Here is a 25,644-nt window from a genome sequence, read left to right as displayed (position 1 = left end):
GTGTCCAGCTAACAAAAAGCCCCTTAAAAGGGGCTCCGCTAAAACTGGTTGCGGGGGCCGGATTTGAACCGACGACCTTCGGGTTATGAGCCCGACGAGCTACCAGACTGCTCCACCCCGCGACAAAGCTGGGGCGGAAGTATACGACCGATCCCTTGCAGGGTCAATGTAACCTTCCACCTACAAGAAAGCCCGCAACAGCGGGCTCTCCTGATAATTGGTACCGAGAAGGGGACTCGAACCCCTACACCCTATGGGCACAACCACCTCAAGGTTGCGTGTCTACCAATTCCACCACCTCGGCAATACAGCGTTTACAACCCTTCTTACTTCTGCTCTTGAGCTGGAGGTACGTCAGTCGCTGGAGTAGCCGACTTTTGCTCTTGAAGCACCGGGACATCATCAGAAGCCGGTTTTGCTTTTGGAACTTCCAACACTGCTGGGTTTGGCAAACCTACTTGAGTCAGCACATGAGCTTTCTCTTTAGCAAAGTAACCTAACCCTAAGCTGGTTATGAAGAAACCTGCGGCAAGTATAGCAGTAAACTTACTAAGAAAGGTAGAGGAACCTTGGCTTCCGAACACAGTATTTGAAGCACCTGCACCGAAAGACGCACCAGCATCCGCACCTTTACCCTGTTGCAACAAAACCAGAGCAACTACGCTCAGGGCAGCCAACAGATGAAAAACGACTACGACTGTTTCCAGCATTTTTTCAGTTTCCCGCGGCGCGACAGATCGCACCGAACTCATCTGCATTCAGGGAAGCTCCACCAATGAGCCCCCCATCGATATCCGGCATGCCGAACAGTTCGACCGCATTGGCCGCCTTCACGCTGCCGCCGTATAGAAGCCGCACACCTTGTGCGACTTCAGAATTCTCTGCCGCCAACTGCGCGCGGATGGCTGCGTGCACATCCTGCGCCTGTTGCGGTGTAGCAGTCAGCCCGGTGCCAATGGCCCAGACCGGCTCGTAAGCAATAACTGCTTTTGCAAATGCACCTACACCCAGCTCCTCGATGATGCTGCCCAGCTGACGCGAGACAACTTCAAGAGTCTTGCCCGATTCGCGCTGCTCAAGGGTCTCCCCAATGCACAACACCGGAATCAAGCCACAAGCCTGTGCTGCGGCGAACTTGCGGTTGAGCGTCCCATCCCGCTCGCCCATCATCTGGCGACGCTCGGAGTGCCCGACAAGCACATAGGAACAACCCGCATCAACCAGCTGACTCGGCGAAATCTCGCCGGTCAACGCACCTTGCATCGGCTCTACCGCAGAGTTCTGCGCGCCGACCTGAATCGACTTGCCTTTCAAGCCATCAACCACTTGGTTGATATGCAAGCAAGGCGGGAACACCGCAACGTCAACACCGCTAGGCAAGGCCAAGTGACGAAGGCCGTTGATCAGCTCAGCGACACTGGCGCGGGTACCGTGCATCTTCCAGTTACCAGCTACCATAGTGCGACGCATGCTGTACCCCGTCGGTCAAAGTGGGCGCAGATGTTACCCAACCACATCATCACTGGCAAGCCGAATTCAGGCGCAAACTTCAGTTACCAGTTTTGCCAGGTCTTCGGCATGGCCGCGAACCTGTGTTTCGTCCTCGCCTTCGACCATCACGCGCACCAACGGCTCTGTGCCGGACTTGCGCAGCAACACACGCCCGCGCCCCGCCATTGCCTGGGTCACGCGTTCGCAAGCCTCTTTGACAGCAGGGTGCTCGATGGGGTTTTCGCCACCGGCAAAACGCACATTGAGCAGCACTTGCGGGCACTTGCGCAGGGCTTGGCGCGCCTGGGCCAGGCTCTCCTCGCGGCGACGCAGGGCCAACAGCACCTGTAGCGCGGCGATGATCGCGTCGCCCGTGGTGGTGTGCTGGAAGCAAACCACGTGCCCGGAGTTCTCGCCGCCGACCAACCAGTTACGCTCCAGCAGCTCGGCGATCACGTAGCGATCACCGACATTGGCGCGAATAAAGGGAATCCCCAGTTCTGCCAACGCCAATTCCAGCCCGAGATTACTCATCAGGGTGCCGACCACGCCACCTTGCAGCTTGTTACGCTCATGCAGGTCACGGGCAATGATGAACAACAGATCATCACCATCCACGATCGTGCCGGTGTGATCCACCATCAGCACACGGTCGCCATCGCCGTCAAAAGCGATGCCCAGGTCCGCATGCTCAGCCAGCACAGCAGCCTGCAGCTGCTCCATGTGGGTAGAGCCGCAATTGTCGTTGATGTTCAAGCCGTTAGGCTGAGCCGACAGCACGGTGACCTGTGCACCCAGCTCCTTGAAGACGCTCGGCGCCACCTTGTAGGTCGCACCATGGGCGCAATCGACAACAATCTTCAAGCCTGCAAAATTGGTGCTGCTCGGAACACTGCTTTTACAGAATTCGATATAGCGGCCTGACGCGTCGTTAATGCGCGACACCTTGCCCAGCTTGCTGGACTCAACCACCGTCATCGGCGCATCCAGCAGCTCTTCGATCATCAACTCGATCTCGTCAGGCAGCTTGGTGCCCTGCCCCGAGAAAAACTTGATGCCATTGTCATCATGAGGATTGTGGGAGGCGCTGATCACAATACCGGCTTCAGCGTGAAAGGTACGCGTCAGGTAAGCGATTGCCGGCGTAGGCATAGGGCCCAGCAGCATCACGTCGGCCCCGGCGGCGGACAATCCGGCCTCCAGCGCGGATTCAAACATGTAGCCCGAAATACGGGTGTCCTTGCCCACCAGGATGCGACACGCGCCCATGCTGCGGAACGCCATGCCTGCCGCCCAACCCAGTTTGAGCATGAAATCAGGGGTGATCGGGAATTCGCCGACCCGACCACGAATGCCGTCGGTGCCAAAATATTTCTTAGTCATAAGTGCTCCATCATTCTTATTCGGCTGATTCTACAGCAGCGAGCATGCGCACCACATCGACCGTTTCGGCGACATCATGCACACGCAAAATACGTGCGCCCTTGGTTACAGCAAGCGCCGCAAGCGCCAGGCCGCCATACAGGCGTTCGCCGACCGGGCGATTCAAGGCGAGCCCTATCATGCTCTTGCGCGAAACGCCGACCAACAGCGGGCGACCAAGGGCGTGCAAGGCGTCCATGTGTTTGAACAGGCTTAGATTGTGCTGCAGGGTCTTGGCAAAGCCAAACCCCGGATCGAGGATGATCTGTTCGGGCGCAATACCCACAGCCACACACTGGGCAATCCTCTCAGCAAGAAACCCACTTACCTCGCCAACCAGGTCGTCGTAATGCGGATTGTCCTGCATGTTGCCGGGCTCACCCAGCATATGCATGAGGCAGACGGGCAAGCCAGTTGCAGCGGCCGCATCAAGGGCGCCGTCGCGCTGAAGCGAACGCACATCATTGATCAACCCCGCTCCGAGACGCGCTGTTTCTCGCATCACTGCCGGGGTGGAGGTGTCTACCGAGATGATGACATCCAGCTCACGGGCAATGCGCTCAACCACCGGCGCCACACGCTCCAGCTCCTCCAATGGAGAAACAACGCGGGCGCCAGGGCGGGTCGATTCCCCTCCCACATCAATCAACGTCGCACCGGCAGCCACCATCGCCTCGGCGTGGTGCAACGCGGCGTCCTGCTGGCTGAAGCGGCCACCATCGGAAAAGGAGTCAGGGGTTACATTGAGGATGCCCATGACATGCGTCCGGGCCAAATCAAGAACCCGGTTGCCGCAAGGCAACCGGGTAGAGGACAAAGCAGAAGTCATTTCAAACCTTAGTGATCAGCTGCCGGGCCGCCGATAGGCGTTTCAGGGCGCTCATTCTGCACCACAGGCGGAGTGCCCGAAGTACCCGAACCACCTTCCCAGTCGCGCGGCTCACGCGGCGCACGACCCGCCATGATGTCGTCGATCTGGTCGGCATCGATGGTTTCGTACTTCATCAATGCATCAGCCATGGCGTCCAGCTTGTCACGGTTGTCAGTCAGGATCTGCTTGGCCGTGCCGTAGCACTGGTCAATGATGCTGCGAACCTCGGAGTCGATCAGCTTGGCTGTCTCACCCGAGAAGCTGGCGCTTTGCCCACCGCCGCCACGACCCAGGAACACTTCGCCTTCTTCTTCGGCGTACATCAATGGGCCGAGTTTTTCCGACAAGCCCCACTTGGTCACCATGTTTCGTGCGATCTGGCTGGCACGCATGATGTCGTTGGAGGCGCCAGTGGTCACACCGTCGAAACCAAGGGTCATTTCTTCAGCAATACGGCCACCATACAGCGAGCAGATCTGGCTGATCAGCGCACGCTTGGAGAGGCTGTAGCGATCTTCTTCCGGCAGGAACATGGTCACGCCCAGTGCCCGGCCACGGGGAATGATCGACACTTTGTAGACCGGGTCATGCTCAGGCACAACACGACCTACAATGGCGTGACCGGCCTCGTGATAGGCGGTGTTCTGCTTCTCTTTCTCGGACATGACCATGGATTTGCGCTCGGCGCCCATCATGATCTTGTCTTTCGCCAATTCGAACTCTTTCATCTCAACGATGCGCTTGCCAGTACGGGCAGCGAACAGCGACGCCTCGTTGACCAGGTTTGCCAGGTCAGCACCGGAGAAGCCGGGAGTACCACGGGCGATCACAGCCGGAGCCACGTCGTCACCCATCGGCACCTTGCGCATGTGTACTTTCAGGATCTGCTCACGGCCACGAATGTCCGGCAGGCCGACCACAACCTGGCGGTCAAAACGGCCCGGACGCAGCAACGCAGGGTCCAGCACGTCGGGACGGTTGGTTGCGGCGATGACGATAATGCCGTCATTCATCTCGAAACCATCCATCTCTACCAGCAACTGGTTGAGGGTCTGCTCACGCTCATCGTGACCGCCACCCATGCCAGCGCCACGATGGCGACCAACGGCATCGATTTCGTCGATGAAGATGATGCATGGCGCGTGCTTCTTGGCCTGCTCGAACATATCGCGAACACGGCTGGCGCCGACGCCGACAAACATTTCGACGAAGTCAGAACCGGAAATGGTAAAGAAAGGCACCTTGGCTTCGCCGGCAATCGCCTTGGCCAGCAAGGTTTTACCGGTACCCGGTGGGCCCACCATCAGCACACCGCGAGGGATACGGCCACCCAGACGCTGGAATTTGCCCGGATCACGCAGGAACTCGACCAACTCGCCGACTTCTTCCTTGGCTTCGTCGCAACCTGCAACGTCAGCCAAAGTGGTTTTTACCTGGTCTTCGGAGAGCAGGCGCGCCTTGCTCTTGCCAAAGCTCATCGGCCCACCCTTGCCTCCCGCACCGCCTTGCATCTGGCGCATGAAGAACATGAACACGGCGATAATCACCAGGATCGGGAAGCTGGCCACCAGGAGTTGAGTCCAGATGCTTTGCTGTTCAGGCTGCTTGCCTTCCACAACGACCTTGTTATCCACCAGGTCACCGATGAGACCGTTGTCCTGAATGGCAGGACGAATGGTCTTGAAGCTGTCGCCATCGTTGCGCTTACCGGTAATCACGTAGCCATCAACCGCTACGCGTTCGACCTTGCCATCCTTAACTTGCTGGATGAAGTCGGAATAGTTGAGGGTCTGCGGCTCGTTAGGGCTGGAGAAGTTGTTCATCACCGTCACCAGGACAGCCGCAATGATCAACCACAGGATCAGATTCTTTGCCATATCGTTCAATTAACTACCCTCTGAAGCAAGCTCCGCTACTGGCGCGCGCTTCGCATGATATTCACCGGCCTAACTTACTACATTACCTACAACTCTGGCAGGCGCCGTCTGTAACCCTTTGTGAAACTTTGACTACGCAATATTCGTAAAGCTTCGTGACGAAAGCGATATAAAAAAACCTATCGCCCTCCTCGAATTTCTCAAAAACGCTCTTCGCTCGCAGCGCCTTCGACGCCGCGGTAGCCACGGCACAGCAGATACTGCTCCCTGGACCTGTCACGGGAAGAGTCCGGTTTGCGGGTCTGCACCTTGTCGAACAACTTGCGAATGTTCTTGTGGTACTCGTCGAAACCTTCGCCCTGGAACACCTTCACCAGGAAATCACCACCCGGACGTAACACCCGACCTGCCAAATCCAGCGCCAGCTCACACAGGAACATGGCACGCGGCATATCAACAGCCGGTAATCCACTCATATTGGGGGCCATGTCGGAAATCACAAGGTCTACCTGCGAATTTCCCACAGCCTCCAGGATCTCGGCCAATACCTTGTCCTCGGTAAAATCGCCGTGAACAAAGGTCACGTCCGGGATGCTGTCCATCTCGAGGATGTCCGAAGCGATCAATCGACCTTGCCCACCAATCAGACGACTGGTCACCTGGGACCAGCCACCGGGGGCCGCGCCGAGATCGATAACGCTCATGCCTGGACGGATCAGTTTGTCCTTGTCCTGGATCTCCAGCAGCTTGTAGCTGGCACGGGAACGATAGCCGTCCTTTTGCGCCTTTTTGACGTAAGGATCATTGAAATGTTCTTGTAGCCACTTAAGGCTGGTTTTGGAACGGGCCACGGGCCACCTCGAAAAAATAAAACGGGTCGTGATTAACTGGGCGGTCCCGGACTCGCTCGGGTAAACTGGCCGCCGCTTTTTACAAGATCAGACGCAGGGGTCAGATTATGCCGCTCACTCAAGAGCAGAAGAAACAGTACAAATCCATTGGCCACCATCTGAAACCAGTTCTGATTGTGGCAGACAACGGTTTGACTGAGGGTGTGCTAGCCGAATTCGAGCGCGCACTGAACGATCACGAACTGATCAAGATCAAGGTCAACATCCTTGATCGCGAAGCGCGCCTGGCCGCCGTTGCAGAATTGTGCAAGGTCGGCAAAGCGGACCTGGTTCAGGTCATCGGCAAGATGGCGCTGCTGTATCGCAAGAACTTCAGCGTCAACAAGCAACTGTCGAACGTTCATCGCTTCAAATGATGAAAAGGGTCAAGGGCGTGCTTCGCGCGCCCCGCCACTCCATCCCGGCGCAGGTTGCATAACCAGCACCAGGCCAGAGAACCCTAGCACAAGATAGCTGAATAACTGCCAGCGCAACGCTTGCGGCAGCCACACATGCACCACGCAAAACATTGCGCATGCATACAGCGCCATCAGCAGCAGTTGCCCGCGAATATCCCGCCACAAACTCTTCAGGCCTTCAGCCTTGACCAGCACCAACACCTGAAGCAGCACGCACGCCGCCGCAAAACTCACCAGCAGCGCACTCAGCAATCCGTCGATCTCATCGATCAGCAGCGGCGCCAGGCCAATCAGGCCCAACGCCGGCAATACACCAATATGCAACAACCATAGGCCGCCCACCCAAAGCATCTGAGAGAGCTGCCAAAGCATGGCGCCCGCACGCAGCGGGCGCCGTCTTTCAGATGTGACGAACTTCGACAATCTCGTACTCGATCACGCCACCCGGCGTCTTGACGGCCACCACATCACCCTCTTCCTTGGCAATCAAGGCGCGGGCCAGCGGCGAACCAACAGAGATCTTGCCGAGTTTGAAGTCAGCTTCATCTTCACCCACGATGTGATAGACAACGCGCTCATCAGTCTCGACGTTGGCGATCTCAACAGTGGTGCCGAAAATCACTTTACCGGTATGAGGGATGGAGGTGACATCAATGATGACCTGATTCTGAATCCGGCCCTCGATGTCACGAATCCGCGCCTCGACCATACCCTGCTGCTCACGAGCAGCATGGTATTCAGCGTTTTCCTTCAAGTCACCCAGCTCGCGGGCCGTACCGATGTCCTGGCTCAGCTTTGGACGTACGACCTTGGTCAGATGGGCGTGTTCCTCTTCCAGGGCCTTGGCGCCCTGGACGGTCATTGGGTATTTGATCATGCCTTCAATCCTGCGTGTAGATCCTGCAAGCGACGCACGGTCTTTTCCGGACCGAACTTGAGCGCCTCACAGATAGCTTCGCCAGCAGCAATGGTAGTGGTGCAGTAAATCTTGTGCTGCAAGGCATTACGACGAATGGAATAGGAGTCCGCGATCGACTGACGACCTTCGGTGGTGTTGATGATCAGGGTGACTTCGTCATTCTTGATCATGTCGACCACGTGCGGACGGCCTTCCGTCACCTTGTTCACGCGGCGTACTTTCAGGCCGGCAGCTTCGATCAGCTTGGCGGTCCCGGCGGTAGCCACGACTTCAAAGCCCAAGTTGATCAGATCGCGGGCGACCCCTGCAACCAGTGGCTTGTCGTCATCACGCACGCTGATAAACGCGGTACCACCGGTTGGCAGCACTTCGCTGGCGCCCATCTGGGCCTTGGCGAATGCTTCACCGAAGGTATCGCCCACGCCCATCACTTCACCGGTGGACTTCATCTCTGGGCCCAGGATCGGGTCCACGCCAGGGAACTTGGCGAATGGGAACACCGCCTCTTTCACACTGTAGAAGTTCGGAATGATTTCCTTGGTAAAGCCGATTTCCTTCAGGGTCTTACCGGCCATCACACGCGCAGCGATCATGGCCAGGGACACACCGATGCACTTGGAAACAAACGGCACGGTACGCGAAGCACGCGGGTTGACTTCAATGACGTAGATGTCTTCGCCTTGCAGCGCCAACTGTACGTTCATCAGGCCGACAACGCCCAGCTCCAGGGCCATCTTCTTGACCTGTTCGCGCATCTCATCCTGAATGTGCGCCGGCAGCGAGTACGGCGGCAGCGAGCAGGCCGAGTCACCGGAGTGAACGCCGGCTTGTTCGATGTGCTGCATGATGGCGCCGATGACTACATCCGTGCCGTCGCAGACCGCATCCACGTCCATTTCGATGGCGCAGTTGAGGAAGTGGTCCAGCAGCACCGGGCTGTCGTTGGAGACTTTCACCGCATCACGCAGGTAGCGCTTGAGTTCTTCTTCTTCGTAGACGATTTCCATCGCCCGGCCGCCCAGTACGTAGGACGGACGCACCACCAACGGGTAGCCGATCTTGCTGGCCGCGCGGATGGCTTCGTCTTCGCTGCGCACGGTGGCGTTCGGCGGCTGACGCAGGTTCAGGCGCTCAACCATTTGCTGGAAACGCTCACGGTCTTCGGCACGGTCAATCGCATCCGGGCTGGTACCGATGATCGGCACGCCGGCGGCTTCGAGGGCGCGCGCCAGTTTCAGCGGGGTCTGGCCGCCGTACTGGACGATCACGCCTTTAGGCTTCTCGACGCGGCAGATTTCCAAGACGTCTTCCAGCGTTACCGGCTCGAAGTACAGGCGGTCGGAAGTGTCGTAGTCAGTGGAAACCGTTTCCGGGTTGCAGTTGACCATGATGGTCTCGTACCCGTCTTCGCGCAGGGCGAGGGCGGCGTGTACGCAGCAGTAGTCGAACTCGATGCCCTGGCCGATACGGTTCGGACCGCCACCCAGGATGATGATCTTGTCGCGGCCCGTCGGCGCGGCTTCGCACTCTTCCTCATAGGTGGAGTACATGTAGGCCGTGTCGGTGGCGAATTCCGCGGCGCAGGTGTCAACGCGCTTGTAGACCGGGAAGATATCCAGCTTGTGGCGATGAGTGCGCAGGTTCTTCTCGGTCACACCCAGCAGCTTGGCCAGACGCTGATCGGAGAAGCCTTTGCGCTTGAGGCGGAACATCAGGTCGCGGTCGATAGACGACAGGCCGAGGGTCTTGACCTTCTCTTCTTCCTTGATCAGATCTTCGATCTGCACCAGGAACCACGGGTCGATCATGTTCATGCCGAAGATATCTTCGACGCTCAGGCCGGCACGGAAGGCGTCCGCCACGTACCAGATACGCTCGGCGCCCGGCACGGTCAGCTCGCGCTTGAGGATGCTCATGCTTTCCGGGTTGCTCAGGTCGAGCTTCTCGTCCAGGCCGCAAACGCCGACTTCCAGGCCGCGCAGGGCTTTCTGCAAGGACTCCTGGAAGGTGCGGCCGATCGCCATGACCTCACCAACAGACTTCATCTGGGTGGTCAGGCGTGCATCCGCCTTGGCGAATTTCTCGAAGGCAAAGCGCGGCAGCTTGGTCACAACGTAGTCGATAGACGGCTCGAAAGACGCCGGCATCGCGCCGCCGGTGATTTCGTTTTGCAGTTCGTCCAGGGTGTAGCCGATAGCCAGCTTGGCAGCGATACGCGCAATCGGGAAGCCAGTCGCTTTCGAGGCCAGTGCCGAAGAACGCGATACACGTGGGTTCATCTCGATCACGACCATGCGGCCGGTGTCCGGGCAGATGCCGAACTGAACGTTGGAACCGCCGGTTTCAACGCCGATCTCGCGCAATACCGCCAGGGAGGCGTTACGCAGAATCTGGTATTCCTTGTCGGTCAGGGTCTGTGCTGGCGCCACGGTGATCGAGTCACCGGTGTGCACGCCCATCGGGTCGAAGTTTTCGATGGAGCAGACGATGATGCAGTTGTCCTTCTTATCGCGGACAACCTCCATCTCATATTCTTTCCAGCCGATCAGGGATTCGTCGATCAGCAGCTCTTTGGTCGGCGACAGGTCCAGGCCGCGAGCGCAGATTTCTTCAAACTCTTCACGGTTGTAAGCGATACCGCCGCCGGTGCCGCCCATGGTGAAGGACGGACGGATAATGCACGGGAAGCCCAGGGTCTCGAGGACCGCGTTGGCCTCTTCCATGCTGTGGGCGATACCGGAACGCGGGCAAGCCAGGCCGATCGACTTCATGGCCTTGTCGAAACGCGAACGGTCTTCAGCCTTGTCGATGGTGTCGGCATTGGCACCGATCATCTCTACGCCGAACTTTTCCAGGACGCCTTCGCGCTCCAGGTCCAGGGCGCAGTTCAGAGCGGTCTGGCCGCCCATGGTTGGCAGCAGCGCGTCCGGGCGCTCTTTCTCGATGATCTTGGCAACGGTCTGCCACTTGATCGGCTCGATGTAGGTGGCGTCGGCCATGGCCGGGTCGGTCATGATGGTGGCCGGGTTGGAGTTCACCAGGATGACGCGGTAGCCCTCCTCGCGCAGGGCTTTACAGGCCTGGGCGCCGGAGTAGTCGAATTCGCAGGCCTGGCCGATCACGATCGGGCCAGCGCCGAGAATCAGGATGCTTTTTATGTCTGTACGTTTTGGCATGGGTTTGTCACTCAAATCCGCAGGTCAGTCGGCAAGCCGTCTTGAACAATCTTTGAAGAGCCTGCGGGGGCCACCGCGATACGGGGCCGCCCGCAGGCCACTCAGTCAGCGTCGCTTGGCCATCTCATTGATGAAACGGTCGAACAGCGGCGCTACGTCGTTCGGGCCCGGGCTGGCTTCAGGGTGGCCCTGGAAGCTGAACGCGCTCTTGTCGGTGCGCTCAATGCCTTGCAGGGAACCGTCGAACAGCGACTTGTGAATGGCGCGCACGTTGCTCGGCAGGGAGGCTTCATCCACCGCAAAACCGTGGTTCTGGCTGGTGATCATCACAACACCGGTGTCCAGATCTTGTACCGGGTGGTTGGCACCGTGGTGGCCGTGGCCCATTTTCAGGGTCTTGGCGCCGGAGGCCAAAGCCAGCAGTTGGTGGCCAAGGCAGATACCGAACACCGGAATCTCGGTCTCCAGCACGTCCTTGATGGCCTGGATAGCGTAGTCGCATGGCTCAGGGTCACCCGGGCCGTTGGACAGGAATACACCGTCCGGCTGCATCGCGAGCACATCGCTGGCAGGGGTTTGCGCAGGCACCACGGTCACGCGGCAACCGCGCTCGACGAGCATGCGCAGGATGTTGTACTTGACGCCGTAGTCATAGGCGACCACGTGGTAAGGCAGATCGGCAGCCTCGATAGTCGCGTGGCTGTCGGTCTTCAGATCCCACACAGTGGAACGCCACTCGTACTTCTCTTTGACGCTGACGACTTTCGCCAGGTCCATGCCCTTCAGGCCAGGGAAGCCTTGCGCTGCGGCAATCGCCGCCTCTTCGGAAATATTGTCACCGACCATGATGCAGCCGTTCTGCGAGCCTTTTTCACGCAGGATGCGCGTGAGGCGGCGCGTATCGATACCGGCGATCGCCACAACGTTGTTGGCTTTCAGGTAATCGGACAGCGACATCGTGTTACGCCAGTTGCTCGCAACCAGTGGCAGGTCACGAATCACCAGGCCCGCCGACCAAACACGATCAGACTCGACATCTTCCGGCGTGGTGCCGGTGTTGCCGATGTGCGGATAGGTCAGGGTAACGATCTGTTGGGCGTAGGAAGGATCGGTAAGGATTTCCTGATAGCCGGTCATGGCGGTGTTGAACACCACCTCTCCAACGGTTTGACCGTCGGCTCCAATGGCTTCGCCGCGAAAAATGCTGCCATCAGCAAGGGCGAGTATGGCTGGCTTAGTCAAGAAGACCTCCCGTAAATAAAGCCTGAAAGGGCGATCGCAGGTTGTAAAAAAGCGGAGTGACGTATGGACACGTCACCCCGCTTCTTCACTGAATTATTCTGCGCGCTTTTAGTGGACACACTAAAGCTGTAGCTTACAGAAAAAGGCTTTTTTGGTCCACCGCTAATGAGCCTTAAAGGCAGGGGAATGCGACAGGACGTCGCTTAGCGGGTAAAAACGGGGCCACAGGATAATCCTGAGCCCCCGTTTTAGCTACTGCTTAGTGCAGATCCAGCACGTCACGCATGTCGTACAGGCCTGGCTCACGCCCTTCCAACCAGAGCGCAGCACGCACCGCGCCCTTGGCGAAGGTCATGCGACTGGAGGCCTTGTGGGTGATTTCCAGACGCTCACCTTCGGTGGCAAACAGCACCGTGTGATCACCGACCACATCACCACCGCGCACAGTGGCAAAACCAATGGTGTCACGCGCACGAGCACCGGTATGGCCCTCACGCCCGTACACAGCCACTTTCGACAGATCGCGACCCAGCGCATCCGCAATGGCTTCACCCATGCGCAATGCCGTGCCCGAAGGCGCGTCGATCTTGTGGCGATGGTGGGTCTCGATGATCTCGATATCTGCTTCATCACCCAGCACGCGCGCCGCCAGGTCCAGCAATTTCAGCGACAGGTTTACGCCCACGCTGAAGTTGGCCGCGAAGACGATCGGAATATCCTTGCCCGCCTCCACCAGCAACTGCTTCTGCTCGGCACTCAAACCGGTCGTGCCGATCACCATGGCCTTGCTTGCCTTGCGGCAGAAGGCCAGATTTTTCAGCATCACTTCCGGCAGGGTGAAGTCGATCAGCACGTCGAATTCGTCAGCCACCTGCTCAAGGTTGCCAGACAGCGAAACACCGATGCGACCCAATGAGGCCAACTCACCTGCGTCCGCGCCGATCAACGTACTGCCTGGGCGAACAATCGCCGCCGTCAGCCCGGAGGCCGGCGAGCGTTGCTGCACCGCCTCGACCAGCGTCTTGCCCATGCGCCCGGCAGCGCCCATTACGGCTATACGTCGCATATTCAGATCCTTACAGGTCGCCGAAGAAGCGTTTTACACCGTCGAAGAAGCCTGTGGTCTTCGGTGAGTGCGAGTCATCGCCTTCCAGCGAGCTGCGGAACTCTTCCAGCAGTTCACGCTGACGACGATTCAGGTTCACGGGGGTTTCAACCGCCACACGGCACATCAGGTCGCCAGCACCGCCACCGCGCACAGGCGCAACGCCTTTGCCACGAATGCGGAACTGCTTGCCGGTTTGAGTCCCCTCGGGAATCTTGAGCTTAACCCTACCATCCAGCGTCGGAATCTCCAGCTCGCCACCCAGTGCTGCATCAACAAAACTGATCGGCACTTCGCAGAACAAATGCTTGCCGTCACGCTGGAAGATCGAGTGCTCACGCACATTGATCACCACGTACAGGTCGCCCGTAGGGCCGCCCTGGGCACCCGCCTCGCCTTCGCCCGACAGGCGAATACGATCACCGGTATCCACACCCGCCGGCACTTTCACCGACAGCGTCTTGTACTCTTCGACGCGGCCTTCGCCGTGGCAGGAGTCGCACGGATCAGAAATGATCTTGCCCTGGCCATGGCAACGCGGGCAGGTTTGCTGCACCGAGAAAAAGCCCTGCTGCATGCGCACCTGCCCGATACCGCCACAGGTCGGGCACGTGATCGGCGAGGAGCCTTTCTTCGCACCGGAGCCATCGCACGGCTTGCAGTTAACCAGCGTCGGCACACGGATATTGACACTGGTGCCGCGCACGGCCTCTTCCAGGTTCAGCTCCAGGGTGTAACGCAGGTCGCTACCGCGCTGAGGGCCGCCACGCTGACCACCACGGCCACCGCCGAAGAAGTCGCTGAATACGTCGCCGAAAATATCGGAGAAGTTCTGGCCACCAAAACCGGCACCGCCGCCGCCCATGCTCGGGTCGACACCGGCATGGCCATACTGGTCGTAGGCTGCACGCTTATTGGGATCACACAGGCATTCGTAGGCCTCGTTGGCCTCTTTGAACATCTCTTCGGATTCTTTGTTATCCGGATTACGGTCCGGGTGGTGCTTCATCGCCAGGCGACGGTAGGCCTTTTTCAGCTCCGCCTCGCTGGCGCCACGCTCCACACCCAACACTTCGTAATAGTCACGCTTTGCCATAAGTCTTTGCACTCTTAAGGACGTTCGACCTGGCCCTCCTGAACCCTGCCAAACTCGTTGAGCCCCAATACAGGCCCGGACCCAACTCACGTCAATTCAACGATCCTGGTCATTACTGCTTTCAGCCAGGGACCCGGCCAAAAACGCGGTGACTGTCATTCGGAAAGCAGGAGCATTCCCGTTCACACCGCCAGCATCCGAGCGTTGTCGCATGCTGTAAAAATTCGCATACCCCAGACACGCCAACGCGGGAGCAAGCTCCCGCGCGGCGACATCCTACCAGTCACCGCTTGTGAGCGGTCAACCGGGCGACCAAGTTACTTCTTCTGGTCGTCTTTAACTTCTTCGAACTCGGCATCGACAACATCGTCGTGCTTGGCTTCAGGCTCTGCTTGTTGCGCAGCGCCGTCAGCCGGCTGGCCTTGTTCGGCGTACATTTTCTGAGCAACTGGCGCGGAGACTTTCGACAGCTCCTCAACCTTGGCTTCGATGGCAGCCTTGTCGTCGCCTTTGATGGCGGCTTCCAGGGCAACCACTGCCGCTTCGATTGCGGTTTTCTCTTCGTCGGTCACTTTGTCGCCAGCATCAGCGATCATTTTGCGCGTCGAGTGAACCAGCGCGTCACCCTGGTTACGGGCGCCTGCCAACTCTTCGAACTTCTTGTCCGCTTCAGCATTGGTTTCAGCATCACGGATCATCTGTTGAATTTCTTCATCAGACAGGCCGGAGTTGGCCTTGATGGTGATCTTCTGCTCTTTGCCGGTGGCCTTGTCTTTCGCGCCGACGTGCAGGATGCCGTTGGCGTCGATGTCGAAGGTCACTTCGATTTGTGGCACGCCACGTGGTGCTGGTGGAATCTCAGCCAGGTCGAACTTGCCCAGGGACTTGTTCTGCGCAGCTTGCTTACGCTCGCCCTGCAGCACGTGGATAGTCACGGCGCCCTGGTTGTCATCGGCAGTCGAGAACACCTGGGATTTCTTGGTAGGAATCGTGGTGTTTTTCTCGATCAGCGCAGTCATCACGCCACCCATGGTTTCGATACCCAGGGTCAGCGGGCTTACGTCCAGCAGCAACACGTCTTTCACGTCACCGGCCAGTACGGCACCCTGGATGGCAGCACCCATGGCAACGGCTTCGTCCGGGTTCACGTCTTTACGAGCTTCTTTGCCGAAGAACTCGGTGACCAGCTTCTGAACCAGTGGCATACGGGTCTGACCGCCTACCAGGATCACGTCGTTGATAGAGCCAACGTCGATACCGGAGTCTTTCAGCGCGATGCGGCAAGGTTCGATGGTGCGCTGAACCAGGTCTTCAACCAGCGCTTCGAGCTTGGAACGCGAGATTTTCACGTTCAAGTGCTTAGGACCGGTAGCGTCTGCAGTGATGTACGGCAGGTTCACGTCGGTCGACTGAGCGGAAGACAGCTCGATCTTGGCTTTTTCAGCGGCTTCTTTCAGGCGCTGCATGGCCAGCGGGTCACCTTTGAGGTTCATGCCGCTTTCTTTCTTGAATTCGTCAACGAGGTAGTCGATCAGACGAATGTCAAAGTCTTCACCACCCAGGAAGGTGTCACCGTTGGTGGCCAACACTTCAAACTGGTGCTCGCCGTCAACTTCTGCGATCTCGATCACGGAAACGTCGAACGTACCGCCACCCAGGTCGTAAACGATCACGGTGTGATCGCCCTTGGCCTTGTCCATACCGTAAGCCAGAGCAGCTGCGGTGGGTTCGTTGATGATACGTTTTACATCCAGGCCCGCGATGCGGCCGGCGTCTTTGGTGGCCTGACGCTGGCTGTCGTTGAAGTAGGCCGGAACGGTGATCACCGCTTCAGTCACTGCTTCACCGAGGTAGTCTTCGGCGGTCTTCTTCATCTTTTTCAAGATTTCAGCCGAGATTTGTGGCGGCGACATTTTCTGGCCGTTCACTTCAACCCAGGCGTCACCGTTGTCGGCCTTGGCGATTTTGTAAGGCACCATCTTGATGTCTTTCTGTACGACTTCTTCGTCGAACTTACGACCAATCAGACGCTTTACCGCGTACAGGGTGTTGTGCGGGTTGGTCACTGCCTGACGCTTGGCCGATTGGCCGACGAGGATTTCACCGTCGTTGGCGTAAGCGATGATCGACGGAGTGGTACGTGCGCCTTCGGCGTTTTCAATAACTTTTGCAACGCCGTTTTCCAGCACGGAGACGCAGGAGTTGGTGGTCCCCAGGTCGATACCGATAATTTTGCCCATGATTTACTCTCCCGAAACTTGAATTTGGTTGCCGCAGCAGTTGTGGCTAACTGCGGTAGCACTTAAACGCTTGACTTATAAATGGGGGCCTTGCGGCGGATTTCAAGCCTGCTCATCAATAGAAGGTGCAACGGGTGCAGGAGCCTTGCTCACCACCACCATTGCCGGGCGCATCAGGCGACCGTTGAGCTGGTAACCCTTCTGGAACACCTTGATCACGCTATTAGGTTCCAGGTCATGGCTTTCCTGCATGGCCATGGCTTGGTGATGCTCAGCATTGAACGGCTCGCCGGCCTGCGGATCGATCGCTTCCAACTGATAGCGCTTCAGGGTGTCCTGGAACATTTTCAGGGTCAGCTCGATGCCTTCGCGCATTGGGCGGATGTTTTCGTCGTCCGGGTTGGACAACTCAAGACCACGCTCCAGGCTGTCGATGATCGGCAGCAGGTCACCGGCGAATTTTTCCAGCGCGAACTTGTGAGCCTTCTCTACATCCTGCTCGGCACGGCGGCGGACGTTCTGCAGATCGGCGGCAACACGCAACGATTGATCCTGCGCAGCGGCCAATTGCTCTTCGAGCACTTGCACACGAGTCGCCAGTTCATCACCGGCAGCCGAATTGGCGTCTGGAGTTTGCGTATCCTGCGTCTGTTCGTCAGCCATAGATTTCTCCTTTCAAAATCATGCGCGAACTCAACTCGCGCTTCTGCTCCGGTATATGGGGCCACAATTTTCAGGTTCAAGGGCGCAGGCGTTACCAAAAGTCTTTCGATTGACCTGGATCATTTCCTTCACGCTCATTCCACATCGCGCTAAAAAAAATCGCGATTCAAGCAAATCGAGCTAAGCGCCAGGATTGTCAGCCCCGAACAAAACACTGTATAAATAACCAGACCTAAAGCCTGGGAGCGGCCGTCATGCTCGTGCACCTGTCTGTACATAACTACGCCATCGTTGAACACCTGGATCTTGAACTGGATCGCGGGATGAGCGTAATCACAGGCGAAACCGGCGCCGGCAAGTCGATCATGCTCGACGCCCTCGGCCTGACGCTTGGCGATCGCGCCGACAGTGGCGTGGTACGCCCTGGCTCCGACAAGGCCGATATCCTGGCCACCTTCGACCTGGCGGACATCCCCGAAGCCGAAGCATGGTTGGCCGAGCGCGACCTTAATAATGAAGGCCCCTGCATTCTGCGCCGGGTGATCACCGCCGAGGGGCGCTCCCGCGGTTATATCAACGGCACACCTTGCCCACTGGGCGACTTGAAAGCCTTGGGCGAATTGCTGATCGATATCCACAGTCAGCACGAACATCAATCCCTGTTGAAAACCGATACCCACCGCCGCCTGCTCGATGAGTACGCCGGCGCCACCGATCTTTCCCGGCAAGTTCAACTGGCCGCCCAACGCTGGCGCCAGACACGCCAGGAGCTGGAACGCCTCTCCAACTCCGGCGACGAACAACGCGCCCGCCACCAGTTGCTCAGCTATCAATTGGAAGAGCTCGAAAGCCTGGGCCTGGGTGAAACCGAGCTGGAACAGCTTGAGCAGGAACACAAGAACCTGACCAACGCCGAAACCCTGCTGGGCATCTGCCGCCAGGTGGTCGAACAATGTAGCGAGAGCGACTCCGGCAATGTGCTCAACGCACTGACCGCCAGCCTCAATCGCCTGTCCAGCGTGAACAATGCTTCTGGCTCACTGAGCGAAGCGACCACCCTGCTGACCAGCGCGCAAATCCAGGTTGAAGAGGCCGTGGGCGAACTCAATCGTTTCCTGGACCACTTCGACGCCGACCCAGCACGCCTGCAGGAAATAGAAGAACGCCTGGACACTATTTATACCCTGGCTCGCAAGCATCGAATCCAGCCGACGGAAGTCGCAACCATGCAGCAGAAACTGCTGGATGAAATCGAAACACTCAACGCGAACGACGAATCCATTGAGCGATTGGGCGAGGAGCTCGCTTCGTTTGCCCGTCATTATCAGGAAAAAGCCCGGGAACTGAGCGCTCTGCGCCAGCAGGCAGCTACTAGCCTGGCAAGCGCCGTTGAGCTGGAAATCCAACGCCTGGGTATGCCAGGCGGGCGCTTCACCATCGAGTTGCATCCCAACGCCAGTCAAGAATTGCAGCCCCATGGGCTGGAGCACGTCGAACTGCTGGTGAGTGCCAACCCCGGCCAACCGCTCAAGGCCCTGGCCAAAGTGGCCTCCGGCGGCGAACTCTCGCGGATCAGCCTAGCGATCCAGGTGATTACCGCACAGACCTCACGGGTACCCACCCTGGTATTCGATGAAGTGGATGTGGGCATTGGCGGGCCGACCGCAGAAATTGTTGGCCAATTGCTGCGCCGCCTGGGGGATCGCGGCCAGGTGCTTACGGTGACCCACTTGCCGCAAGTGGCAGCTCAAGGGCATCAGCACCTGTTTGTGCATAAGGTGCGCGGTAGCGACGCGACACACACAGCCGTCTCCAAGCTGAACAAATCGGAACGGGTGGAAGAAGTGGCGCGGATGCTTGGTGGTATCGACTTGACTAAAGAGTCCTTGGCTCACGCGAAAAAAATGGTGGTGGCCGCGAAGGCTTGAAGCGACATTTTCCCCTCGATAGAAAGCACGAAGGCGACCCGAGGGTCGCCTTCAATCGTTTCGCAAAGCAAAACTGCGTCGATTTTTACTTTTTCTTACGGATGTACAACACGAGATTGTGGTCGACCAAATCGAACCCATGCTCCTCAGCAATCTTGTGCTGCAGCGCTTCGATTTCAGGGCTGGTGAACTCGATAACCTCATTGGTATCCAGGTCAACCATGTGGTCATGGTGACCACCGTCAGCCAATTCAAACACCGCATGACCGCCGTCGAAATTATGACGAACCACCAGCCCTGCGGCTTCAAACTGGGTCAGTACACGGTAGACCGTGGCCAGGCCGACGTCCTCGTTAGACTCCATCAGCGCCTTGTAAACGTCTTCGGCACTCATGTGGCGCTGCTCAGCAGAATCGAGCATTTGTAGAATCTTGACTCGTGGCAGAGTCACTTTGAGACCGGCTTTGCGTAGTTCGCTATTTTCAACCATGGTTAGCTTTCTCGCGGATGCTGCTTCGCAGCTTCTCTTAATACGGGTATGATCGGCGTTTACGTTGTCCCAGCCAAGATAGTGGAAGTCGCCCACCGATGCAAAACACCAAGCTCTTGCTAACCAGTTTCACCTTTGTGGGACTGCTCGCACTCGCCGGTTGTTCATTCCCCGGGGTTTACAAAATCGACATCCAGCAGGGCAATGTCGTCACGCAGGACATGATAGACCAGTTACGCCCGGGAATGACCCGACGGCAAGTACGGTTTATCATGGGTAATCCCCTGCTGACCGACACTTTCCATGCCGATCGCTGGGATTATCTCTACAGCCTGCAGCCGGGTGGCGGTGAACGCCAGCAGGAGCGCGTCAGTGTCATCTTCAATGGCAATGACCAGCTCGTGAGCCTGTCAGGTGACTTCATGCCCGGCGTAAGCCGCGATGAAGCCTTGCTGGGCAAGGACAGCGGCACCAACGTGACCGCCCCTGCGCAGCAAGCTGAAAAACCAAAATCCGAGGTACCGGCCAAGCCAGGTTCCCTGCTGGACAGCATCCAGAAAGACATCGACAACGTGGAAACCGTGCCCGTGCCGACGCCTGAGCCTCTGGACACCAGCCCGCAATAACTTTGCGCTCGATAAAAAGCCCGGCATGCCGGGCTTTTTGTTGCCTGCCATTTGCATAGCGATATTGCCCACAGCATCAGCGCCTGGCTCAAATCCCCGTGGGAGCGGGCTTGCTCGCGAAGGCGGTGTGTCAGTCAATAATTCTTCAACTGAACCACCGCTTTCGCAGGCAAGCCAGCTCCCACATTAGCCATGTATTGCCCACAAAATCAGCGCCTGGCTCAAATCCCCTGTGGGAGCGGGCTTGCTCGCGAAGACGGTGTGTCAGTCAATAATTCTTCAACTGAACCACCGCTTTCGCAGGCAAGCCAGCTCCCACACTGGTTTTGTATTGCCCACAGAATCAGCGCCTGGCACAGATCCCCTGTGGGAGCGGGCTTGCTCGCGAAGGCGGTGCATCAGTTAATAATTCTTCAACTGAACCACCGCTTTCGCAGGCAAGCCAGCTCCCACATTAGCCATGTATTGCCCACAAAATCAGCGCCTGGCTCAGATCCCTGTGGGAGCGGGCTTGCCCGCGAAGGCGGTGTGTCAGTCAATAATTCTTCAACTGAACCACCGCTATCGCAGACAAGCCAGCTCCCACATTAGCCATGTATTGCCCACAAAATCAGCGCCTGGCTCAGCCCCTGTGGGAGCGGGCTTGCTCGCGAAAGCGCTGTGTCAGTCAATGACTCTTCAACTGAACCACCGCTTTCGCAGGCAAGCCAGCTCCCACATTGGCCATGTATTGCCCACAAAATCAGCGCCTGGCTCAGCCCCTGTGGGAGCGGGCTTGCTCGCGAAAGCGCTGTGTCAGTCAATAACTCTTCAACTGAACCACCGCTTTCGCAGGCAAGCCACACACATTAGCCATTTATTGCCCACAAAATCAGCGCCTGCCTCAGATCCCCTGTGGGAGCGGGCTTGCTCGCGAAAGCGCTGTGTCAGTCAATAATTCTTCAGCTGAACCACCGCTATCGCCGGGTTCCAAGGAGATATGTGTCGGTTGACAGGCCGTCAAGGGTTCAGCTTCGTATCGCAGGTCTGCAGATAGCTACGCTGCCATTTGGCAAGCTCAAGAATTCGCTTGCCTGGCCAATGCCGCCTTGGCCGCGCGCAGCCTGCGCACCTCTTTAGGGTCAGCCAGCAAAGGCCGATAGATCTCAATACGGTCACCGGCTTGTACGCAGCGCACCTGTGCATCCACGACGACCTTGCCAAATATACCCACCGGGCAATCAGCCAGATCAACATCAGGAAAATGCGCTGCCATTCCCGACGCCTGCACCGCCTCGCGCAAACTAGTGCCTTCAGCCACCTTTACCGCCAGCAACACCTGGCGGTCCTCAGCGGCAAACACCACCTCAATCTCAACCATGCAGTTGCTTGGCGCGCTGACAGAACGCATCCACCAGGGTATTGGCTGCCTGATTGAACAAAGGCCCCAAGGTCGCACGAACAATCGGCCCGGCATAATCAAACGAAAGATCCAGGCTGATCTTGCAGGCCTTGTCCGTCAGCGCCTTGAACACCCACACACCGTGCAGTTGGGTGAACGGCCCTTCCTGCAGGTTCATTTCAATGGATTGACCCAGCACCAGCACATTGCGCGTCACAAAGTGCTGGCTGAGGCCGCCCTTGGCCACCCCCACACTGGCAACCATGTGCTCGTCACTGCTCTCCAGAACCTCGGCCGTCGAGCACCAAGGCAGAAACTCCGGGTAACGCGCCACGTCGTTGACCAGGTCATAGAGCGCCTGCGCCGGGTAGGGCAACAGGGCCGAACGTTGAATATGCGTCGTCATGTGAGCGTTACTTCCACTGCTTAAGGCAAACATCGCGAAAGAACAGCCCAATCCGCGAGAGAAAAAAACCAAAGAACTGCCCGCATTGTCCGGGATTCGTCCAACTCGCTCAAGCACACAGGTTGACCGTAGCCGACACGCTCGCAACTCCCTATAATGCCGCCCCTATGGCTAAACAAAAGAAACACCCCACAGGGACCATCGCGCAAAATAAAAAAGCGCGACACGATTACTTCATCGAACATCGGTTCGAGGCTGGTCTGGTCCTGGCCGGCTGGGAAGTAAAAAGTCTGCGTGCCAGCAAACTGCAGCTGGTCGACAGTTATGTGCTGCTCAAGGATGGCGAGGCGTGGCTGCTTGGCAGTCATATCACCCCGCTGACCACCGCGAGCACCCACGTGATTGCCGACCCGGTGCGTACGCGCAAGTTGTTGCTCAATGCCCGCGAACTCGAAAAGCTCGCCGCAGCCGTGCAGCAAAAAGGCTACGCGTGCATCTGCTTGTCCTGGTACTGGAGCAAGCACCTGGTCAAATGCGAGATCGCATTGGGCAAGGGCAAGAAGGAATACGACAAGCGCGACACCGAACGCGAGCGCGATTCCAATCGCGAGCTGCATCGCGCCGTGCGCAACAAAGGCAAGGAAGAGTAATCCTTGTGACGGTGTAGCCCACGCGGGCTACATCCCTTTGCGCCGCTCCGCCCGAGCCACGCGCTGAACCTCCTGACGCACCTCCTCCAACACCTCCTGCACATACAGCAGATGCCGTGTCGAGACGTCGCGCGCCTGCTCGGCCCGCCCCTCGATGATGGCCAGGTACAAGTCCCGGTGCTGATTGATCAACATGTCGCGGGTCTCGGTACGCTGCTGGTACATGCCACCAATATTCGTCACCACGTTACGCTTGAGCAGGTCGAACAGCCCACGAATGGTGTGCAGCAACACGGCGTTATGACTGGCTTCGGCAATCGCCAAGTGAAACCTTGCATCCGCAGCGCCCTCCTCCACTCGGCTCACCTCGTCGGCGCGCGCATAGCAATCCTGCAACGCCTCGAACGCTGCGGTCAGCCTTTCACGGTCAACCTCCGTGGCGCGTAACGCCGCGTAATAAGCACACGAAGCCTCAAGGGTCTGGCGAAACTCCAGCAGATCGCGCTGCGCTTCGGGATTGCTTTCCAACAAGTGCAGCAGCGGATCGCTGAAGGTCGAACCCAGGGAGTCCACCACATAGTTGCCACCGCCCTGGCGACTGACCAGCAACCCCTTGGCCGCCAGTTTCTGAATCGCCTCACGCAACGACGGGCGCGACACACCAAAGCGTTCAGCCAACGCGCGCTCGGCCGGCAAGCGCTCGCCCGACTTCAGCGTGCCCTCGAGAATCATGCCCTCAAGCTGCTCGACAATATCGTCAGACAAACGGCGCTGACGCACCTGATCAAACCCCATAACTCACTCTCCACCATCCCGACCACTCGCCGGGCCCCCTATTCTGGCCTATCGACGTGCCGGCAGCACCTATCAGAACGCCTTCAATTTCGCCGATCAGAACACCCAGCCTTCCGACCTACGACCAAAGTTTCGCAGGCGGCAAATTGACACACCCCTACCCAGCCTCTTAATCTAGCCCACAGCGATTGTAAATTGGTATTACCAATTACCCAAGCTCACCAAACAACAACAATCAGGGGCCACCCCATATGCAAACCTGGCAACAGCTTTACAGCCCACTCGGCAGCCTCGGCCTGTCCGCACTGGCGGCCGTCATTCCCATCGTATTTTTCTTCCTGGCGCTGGCCGTGTTCCGCCTCAAAGGCCATGTGGCCGGCAGCATCACCCTGGCCCTGTCGATCCTGGTCGCCATTTTCGCCTTCCAGATGCCGGTAGACATGGCGCTGGCTGCGGCCGGTTATGGTTTTGCCTACGGCCTGTGGCCCATCGCCTGGATCATCGTCGCGGCGGTATTCCTGTACAAATTGACGGTCAAGAGCGGCCAGTTCGAAATCATCCGCAGCTCCGTGCTGTCGATCACCGACGACCAGCGCTTGCAGGTGTTGTTGATCGGTTTTTGCTTTGGTGCCTTCCTGGAAGGTGCCGCCGGTTTCGGCGCGCCCGTGGCGATCACCGCCGCGCTGCTGGTAGGCCTGGGCTTCAACCCTCTGTACGCCGCCGGCCTGTGCCTGATTGCCAATACCGCGCCTGTGGCCTTCGGTGCATTGGGCATTCCGATCATCGTCGCCGGCCAGGTCACCGGCATTGATGCGTTCAAGATTGGCGCCATGACCGGCCGCCAACTGCCGCTGCTGTCGCTGTTTGTACCGTTCTGGCTGGTGTTCATGATGGACGGCCTGCGCGGCGTTCGCGAAACCTGGCCGGCAGCCTTGGTGGCCGGCTTGAGCTTTGCCGTCACCCAATATTTCACCTCCAACTTCATTGGCCCAGAGCTGCCGGACATCACCTCGGCACTCGCCAGCCTGATCGCCCTGACATTGTTTCTGAAAATCTGGCAACCCAAGCGCACCGCAGGCGCACAGATTGCCGGTGCTACCTCCAGCGTAGCGGTCACCTCCAGCGCCGGCGGCTTTGGCTTGCCGCGCAGCACAGTGGTTTCACCCTACAGCCTGGGGCAGATTTTCAAGGCCTGGTCGCCGTTCCTGATCCTGACCGTGCTGGTCACCATCTGGACCCTCAAACCTTTCAAGGCCATGTTCGCCGCGGGCGGTTCGATGTACAGCTGGGTATTCAACTTTGCGATCCCTCATCTGGACCAAATGGTAATCAAAGTCGCTCCAATCGTGACTAACCCCACCGCCATCCCCGCCGTCTTCAAGCTGGACCCGATTTCGGCCACCGGCACTGCGATTTTCTTCTCCGCGCTGGTCTCGATGCTGGTACTGAAAATTGACGTCAAAACTGGTCTTACCACTTTAAAAGAGACGTTCTTTGAGCTGCGCTGGCCGATTCTTTCCATCGGCATGGTGCTGGCGTTCGCCTTCGTCACCAACTACTCCGGCATGTCCTCAACCATGGCCCTGGTACTGGCTGGCACCGGCGCCGCGTTCCCGTTCTTCTCGCCCTTCCTCGGCTGGCTGGGGGTATTCCTGACCGGCTCGGATACTTCATCCAACGCCCTATTCAGCTCGCTGCAAGCCACCACCGCCCACCAGATTGGCGTCAACGACACCTTGCTGGTAGCCGCCAATACCAGCGGCGGCGTGACCGGCAAAATGATCTCGCCGCAATCGATCGCCGTGGCTTGCGCAGCCACTGGCCTGGTGGGCAAAGAGTCCGATCTGTTCCGCTTTACCCTCAAGCACAGCCTGTTCTTCGCCACCATCGTCGGGCTGATCACCCTGGCGCAGGCGTACTGGTTCACCGGTATGCTGGTGCACTGAGACCTGCACGT

23 protein-coding genes and 2 tRNA genes are annotated in these 25,644 nt (G+C 58.2%); 5 read left to right on the top strand and 20 right to left on the bottom strand.

Going from position 1 to position 25,644, the window contains the following annotated elements; genetic code table 11:
• Window positions 1–45: 45 nt before the first annotated feature.
• From TX24_RS22145 to rlmE, 8 genes are all read right to left on the bottom strand, one after another.
• Window positions 46–122 (bottom strand) — tRNA-Met (locus TX24_RS22145).
• Window positions 123–218: 96 nt separating this feature from the next.
• Window positions 219–304 (bottom strand) — tRNA-Leu (locus tag TX24_RS22140).
• Between the two features lie 22 nt (window positions 305–326).
• Window positions 327–710 (bottom strand): preprotein translocase subunit SecG, encoded by a 384-nt coding sequence (gene secG / locus TX24_RS31195; protein ID WP_003194191.1) that lies wholly within the window; start codon window positions 708–710, stop codon window positions 327–329.
• Window positions 711–714: 4 nt separating this feature from the next.
• Window positions 715–1,470 carry a triose-phosphate isomerase gene (tpiA, locus tag TX24_RS22135; protein ID WP_003194193.1) on the bottom strand — a complete coding sequence of 252 codons (756 nt, stop codon included), beginning with the start codon at window positions 1,468–1,470 and terminating at the stop codon, window positions 715–717.
• A 66-nt stretch (window positions 1,471–1,536) separates the two neighbouring features.
• Window positions 1,537–2,874, bottom strand: a complete 1,338-nt coding sequence (glmM, locus tag TX24_RS22130) for a phosphoglucosamine mutase (RefSeq protein WP_003194195.1) — start codon at window positions 2,872–2,874, stop codon at window positions 1,537–1,539.
• 16 nt (window positions 2,875–2,890) lie between these two features.
• Window positions 2,891–3,742 (bottom strand): dihydropteroate synthase, encoded by an 852-nt coding sequence (folP, locus tag TX24_RS22125; RefSeq protein WP_057711118.1) that lies wholly within the window; start codon window positions 3,740–3,742, stop codon window positions 2,891–2,893.
• A gap of 8 nt (window positions 3,743–3,750) precedes the next feature.
• Window positions 3,751–5,661: an ATP-dependent zinc metalloprotease FtsH gene (ftsH, locus tag TX24_RS22120; protein ID WP_032895273.1), complete on the bottom strand. Its 1,911-nt coding sequence runs from the start codon at window positions 5,659–5,661 to the stop codon at window positions 3,751–3,753.
• 200 nt (window positions 5,662–5,861) lie between these two features.
• Entirely contained in the window at window positions 5,862–6,512 is a 651-nt protein-coding gene (gene rlmE, locus TX24_RS22115) for a 23S rRNA (uridine(2552)-2'-O)-methyltransferase RlmE (protein ID WP_003194199.1), read from the bottom strand.
• Window positions 6,513–6,619: 107 nt separating this feature from the next.
• Here rlmE and TX24_RS22110 point away from each other — a divergent pair, with 107 nt between their 5' ends.
• Entirely contained in the window at window positions 6,620–6,928 is a 309-nt protein-coding gene (locus tag TX24_RS22110) for a YhbY family RNA-binding protein (RefSeq protein ID WP_003176146.1), read from the top strand.
• A 9-nt stretch (window positions 6,929–6,937) separates the two neighbouring features.
• Here the strand turns inward: TX24_RS22110 and TX24_RS22105 are convergent, their stop codons facing one another.
• From TX24_RS22105 to grpE, 8 genes are all read right to left on the bottom strand, one after another.
• Complete coding sequence (locus tag TX24_RS22105) at window positions 6,938–7,342, bottom strand: hypothetical protein (RefSeq protein WP_044268600.1); 405 nt, start codon at window positions 7,340–7,342, stop codon at window positions 6,938–6,940.
• Window positions 7,343–7,370: 28 nt separating this feature from the next.
• Window positions 7,371–7,847, bottom strand: coding sequence for a transcription elongation factor GreA (gene greA / locus TX24_RS22100; protein WP_003194203.1), 477 nt, complete (start codon window positions 7,845–7,847; stop codon window positions 7,371–7,373).
• Window positions 7,844–11,065: a carbamoyl-phosphate synthase large subunit gene (gene carB / locus TX24_RS22095; protein WP_003194205.1), complete on the bottom strand. Its 3,222-nt coding sequence runs from the start codon at window positions 11,063–11,065 to the stop codon at window positions 7,844–7,846. The genes greA and carB overlap by 4 nt, the downstream gene beginning before the upstream one ends.
• A gap of 105 nt (window positions 11,066–11,170) precedes the next feature.
• Complete coding sequence (gene carA, locus TX24_RS22090) at window positions 11,171–12,307, bottom strand: glutamine-hydrolyzing carbamoyl-phosphate synthase small subunit (protein ID WP_003194208.1); 1,137 nt, start codon at window positions 12,305–12,307, stop codon at window positions 11,171–11,173.
• A gap of 259 nt (window positions 12,308–12,566) precedes the next feature.
• Window positions 12,567–13,373, bottom strand: a complete 807-nt coding sequence (gene dapB / locus TX24_RS22085; protein ID WP_057711117.1) for a 4-hydroxy-tetrahydrodipicolinate reductase — start codon at window positions 13,371–13,373, stop codon at window positions 12,567–12,569.
• A gap of 10 nt (window positions 13,374–13,383) precedes the next feature.
• Window positions 13,384–14,508 (bottom strand): molecular chaperone DnaJ, encoded by a 1,125-nt coding sequence (gene dnaJ / locus TX24_RS22080; protein WP_014719958.1) that lies wholly within the window; start codon window positions 14,506–14,508, stop codon window positions 13,384–13,386.
• Between the two features lie 317 nt (window positions 14,509–14,825).
• A complete protein-coding gene (gene dnaK, locus TX24_RS22075; RefSeq protein WP_003194213.1) occupies window positions 14,826–16,748 on the bottom strand; it encodes a molecular chaperone DnaK in 1,923 nt (640 codons plus the stop codon).
• A 102-nt stretch (window positions 16,749–16,850) separates the two neighbouring features.
• Window positions 16,851–17,411: a nucleotide exchange factor GrpE gene (gene grpE, locus TX24_RS22070; protein ID WP_003194215.1), complete on the bottom strand. Its 561-nt coding sequence runs from the start codon at window positions 17,409–17,411 to the stop codon at window positions 16,851–16,853.
• A gap of 254 nt (window positions 17,412–17,665) precedes the next feature.
• Between grpE and recN the strand changes: the two genes are divergently transcribed.
• Window positions 17,666–19,339 (top strand): DNA repair protein RecN, encoded by a 1,674-nt coding sequence (recN, locus tag TX24_RS22065; RefSeq protein ID WP_003194217.1) that lies wholly within the window; start codon window positions 17,666–17,668, stop codon window positions 19,337–19,339.
• An 85-nt stretch (window positions 19,340–19,424) separates the two neighbouring features.
• Here recN and fur read toward each other — a convergent pair whose 3' ends face one another.
• Entirely contained in the window at window positions 19,425–19,829 is a 405-nt protein-coding gene (fur, locus tag TX24_RS22060; protein WP_003194220.1) for a ferric iron uptake transcriptional regulator, read from the bottom strand.
• Window positions 19,830–19,927: 98 nt separating this feature from the next.
• On the opposite strand from fur, the gene TX24_RS22055 reads away from it, so the two are divergent.
• Window positions 19,928–20,455 carry an outer membrane protein assembly factor BamE gene (locus TX24_RS22055; RefSeq protein ID WP_032895265.1) on the top strand — a complete coding sequence of 176 codons (528 nt, stop codon included), beginning with the start codon at window positions 19,928–19,930 and terminating at the stop codon, window positions 20,453–20,455.
• Between the two features lie 1,057 nt (window positions 20,456–21,512).
• Here the strand turns inward: TX24_RS22055 and TX24_RS22050 are convergent.
• Together TX24_RS22050 and TX24_RS22045 are read right to left on the bottom strand one after the other, a co-directional pair.
• Window positions 21,513–21,815, bottom strand: coding sequence for an RnfH family protein (locus TX24_RS22050; RefSeq protein WP_034133693.1), 303 nt, complete (start codon window positions 21,813–21,815; stop codon window positions 21,513–21,515).
• On the bottom strand, window positions 21,808–22,242 hold the full coding sequence (locus TX24_RS22045; RefSeq protein WP_057711116.1) for a type II toxin-antitoxin system RatA family toxin: 435 nt from the start codon (window positions 22,240–22,242) through the stop codon (window positions 21,808–21,810). Before TX24_RS22045 ends, TX24_RS22050 begins: the two co-directional genes overlap by 8 nt.
• Before the next feature lie 167 nt (window positions 22,243–22,409).
• Between TX24_RS22045 and smpB the strand changes: the two genes are divergently transcribed.
• Window positions 22,410–22,892 (top strand): SsrA-binding protein SmpB, encoded by a 483-nt coding sequence (smpB, locus tag TX24_RS22040; protein ID WP_003176160.1) that lies wholly within the window; start codon window positions 22,410–22,412, stop codon window positions 22,890–22,892.
• Between the two features lie 27 nt (window positions 22,893–22,919).
• Here smpB and TX24_RS22035 read toward each other — a convergent pair whose 3' ends face one another.
• Window positions 22,920–23,687: an FCD domain-containing protein gene (locus TX24_RS22035; protein ID WP_034133694.1), complete on the bottom strand. Its 768-nt coding sequence runs from the start codon at window positions 23,685–23,687 to the stop codon at window positions 22,920–22,922.
• A 251-nt stretch (window positions 23,688–23,938) separates the two neighbouring features.
• On the opposite strand from TX24_RS22035, the gene TX24_RS22030 reads away from it, so the two are divergent.
• Window positions 23,939–25,633, top strand: a complete 1,695-nt coding sequence (locus TX24_RS22030) for a lactate permease LctP family transporter (RefSeq protein WP_057711115.1) — start codon at window positions 23,939–23,941, stop codon at window positions 25,631–25,633.
• Window positions 25,634–25,644: the final 11 nt, after the last annotated feature.

This window comes from Pseudomonas lactis (assembly GCF_001439845.1).
Classification (GTDB): Bacteria; Pseudomonadota; Gammaproteobacteria; order Pseudomonadales; family Pseudomonadaceae; genus Aquipseudomonas; species Aquipseudomonas lactis.
Note: the sequence above shows the minus strand (reverse complement) of the source record. Positions and strands in the feature narration are given on the sequence as shown.

Coding starts and splice junctions, on each gene's coding strand:
- TX24_RS22045 (WP_057711116.1), bottom strand. CDS start 22,242: ATGACGACGCATATTCAACGTTCGGCCCTGTTGCCCTACCCGGCGCAG.
- TX24_RS22055 (WP_032895265.1), top strand. CDS start 19,928: ATGCAAAACACCAAGCTCTTGCTAACCAGTTTCACCTTTGTGGGACTG.
- recN (WP_003194217.1), top strand. CDS start 17,666: ATGCTCGTGCACCTGTCTGTACATAACTACGCCATCGTTGAACACCTG.
- TX24_RS22030 (WP_057711115.1), top strand. CDS start 23,939: ATGCAAACCTGGCAACAGCTTTACAGCCCACTCGGCAGCCTCGGCCTG.
- TX24_RS22050 (WP_034133693.1), bottom strand. CDS start 21,815: ATGGTTGAGATTGAGGTGGTGTTTGCCGCTGAGGACCGCCAGGTGTTG.
- TX24_RS22035 (WP_034133694.1), bottom strand. CDS start 23,687: ATGGGGTTTGATCAGGTGCGTCAGCGCCGTTTGTCTGACGATATTGTC.
- folP (WP_057711118.1), bottom strand. CDS start 3,742: ATGACTTCTGCTTTGTCCTCTACCCGGTTGCCTTGCGGCAACCGGGTT.
- dnaJ (WP_014719958.1), bottom strand. CDS start 14,508: ATGGCAAAGCGTGACTATTACGAAGTGTTGGGTGTGGAGCGTGGCGCC.
- TX24_RS22110 (WP_003176146.1), top strand. CDS start 6,620: ATGCCGCTCACTCAAGAGCAGAAGAAACAGTACAAATCCATTGGCCAC.
- dapB (WP_057711117.1), bottom strand. CDS start 13,373: ATGCGACGTATAGCCGTAATGGGCGCTGCCGGGCGCATGGGCAAGACG.
- grpE (WP_003194215.1), bottom strand. CDS start 17,411: ATGGCTGACGAACAGACGCAGGATACGCAAACTCCAGACGCCAATTCG.
- glmM (WP_003194195.1), bottom strand. CDS start 2,874: ATGACTAAGAAATATTTTGGCACCGACGGCATTCGTGGTCGGGTCGGC.
- carB (WP_003194205.1), bottom strand. CDS start 11,065: ATGCCAAAACGTACAGACATAAAAAGCATCCTGATTCTCGGCGCTGGC.
- secG (WP_003194191.1), bottom strand. CDS start 710: ATGCTGGAAACAGTCGTAGTCGTTTTTCATCTGTTGGCTGCCCTGAGC.
- ftsH (WP_032895273.1), bottom strand. CDS start 5,661: ATGGCAAAGAATCTGATCCTGTGGTTGATCATTGCGGCTGTCCTGGTG.
- dnaK (WP_003194213.1), bottom strand. CDS start 16,748: ATGGGCAAAATTATCGGTATCGACCTGGGGACCACCAACTCCTGCGTC.
- tpiA (WP_003194193.1), bottom strand. CDS start 1,470: ATGCGTCGCACTATGGTAGCTGGTAACTGGAAGATGCACGGTACCCGC.
- TX24_RS22105 (WP_044268600.1), bottom strand. CDS start 7,342: ATGCTTTGGCAGCTCTCTCAGATGCTTTGGGTGGGCGGCCTATGGTTG.
- smpB (WP_003176160.1), top strand. CDS start 22,410: ATGGCTAAACAAAAGAAACACCCCACAGGGACCATCGCGCAAAATAAA.
- greA (WP_003194203.1), bottom strand. CDS start 7,847: ATGATCAAATACCCAATGACCGTCCAGGGCGCCAAGGCCCTGGAAGAG.
- fur (WP_003194220.1), bottom strand. CDS start 19,829: ATGGTTGAAAATAGCGAACTACGCAAAGCCGGTCTCAAAGTGACTCTG.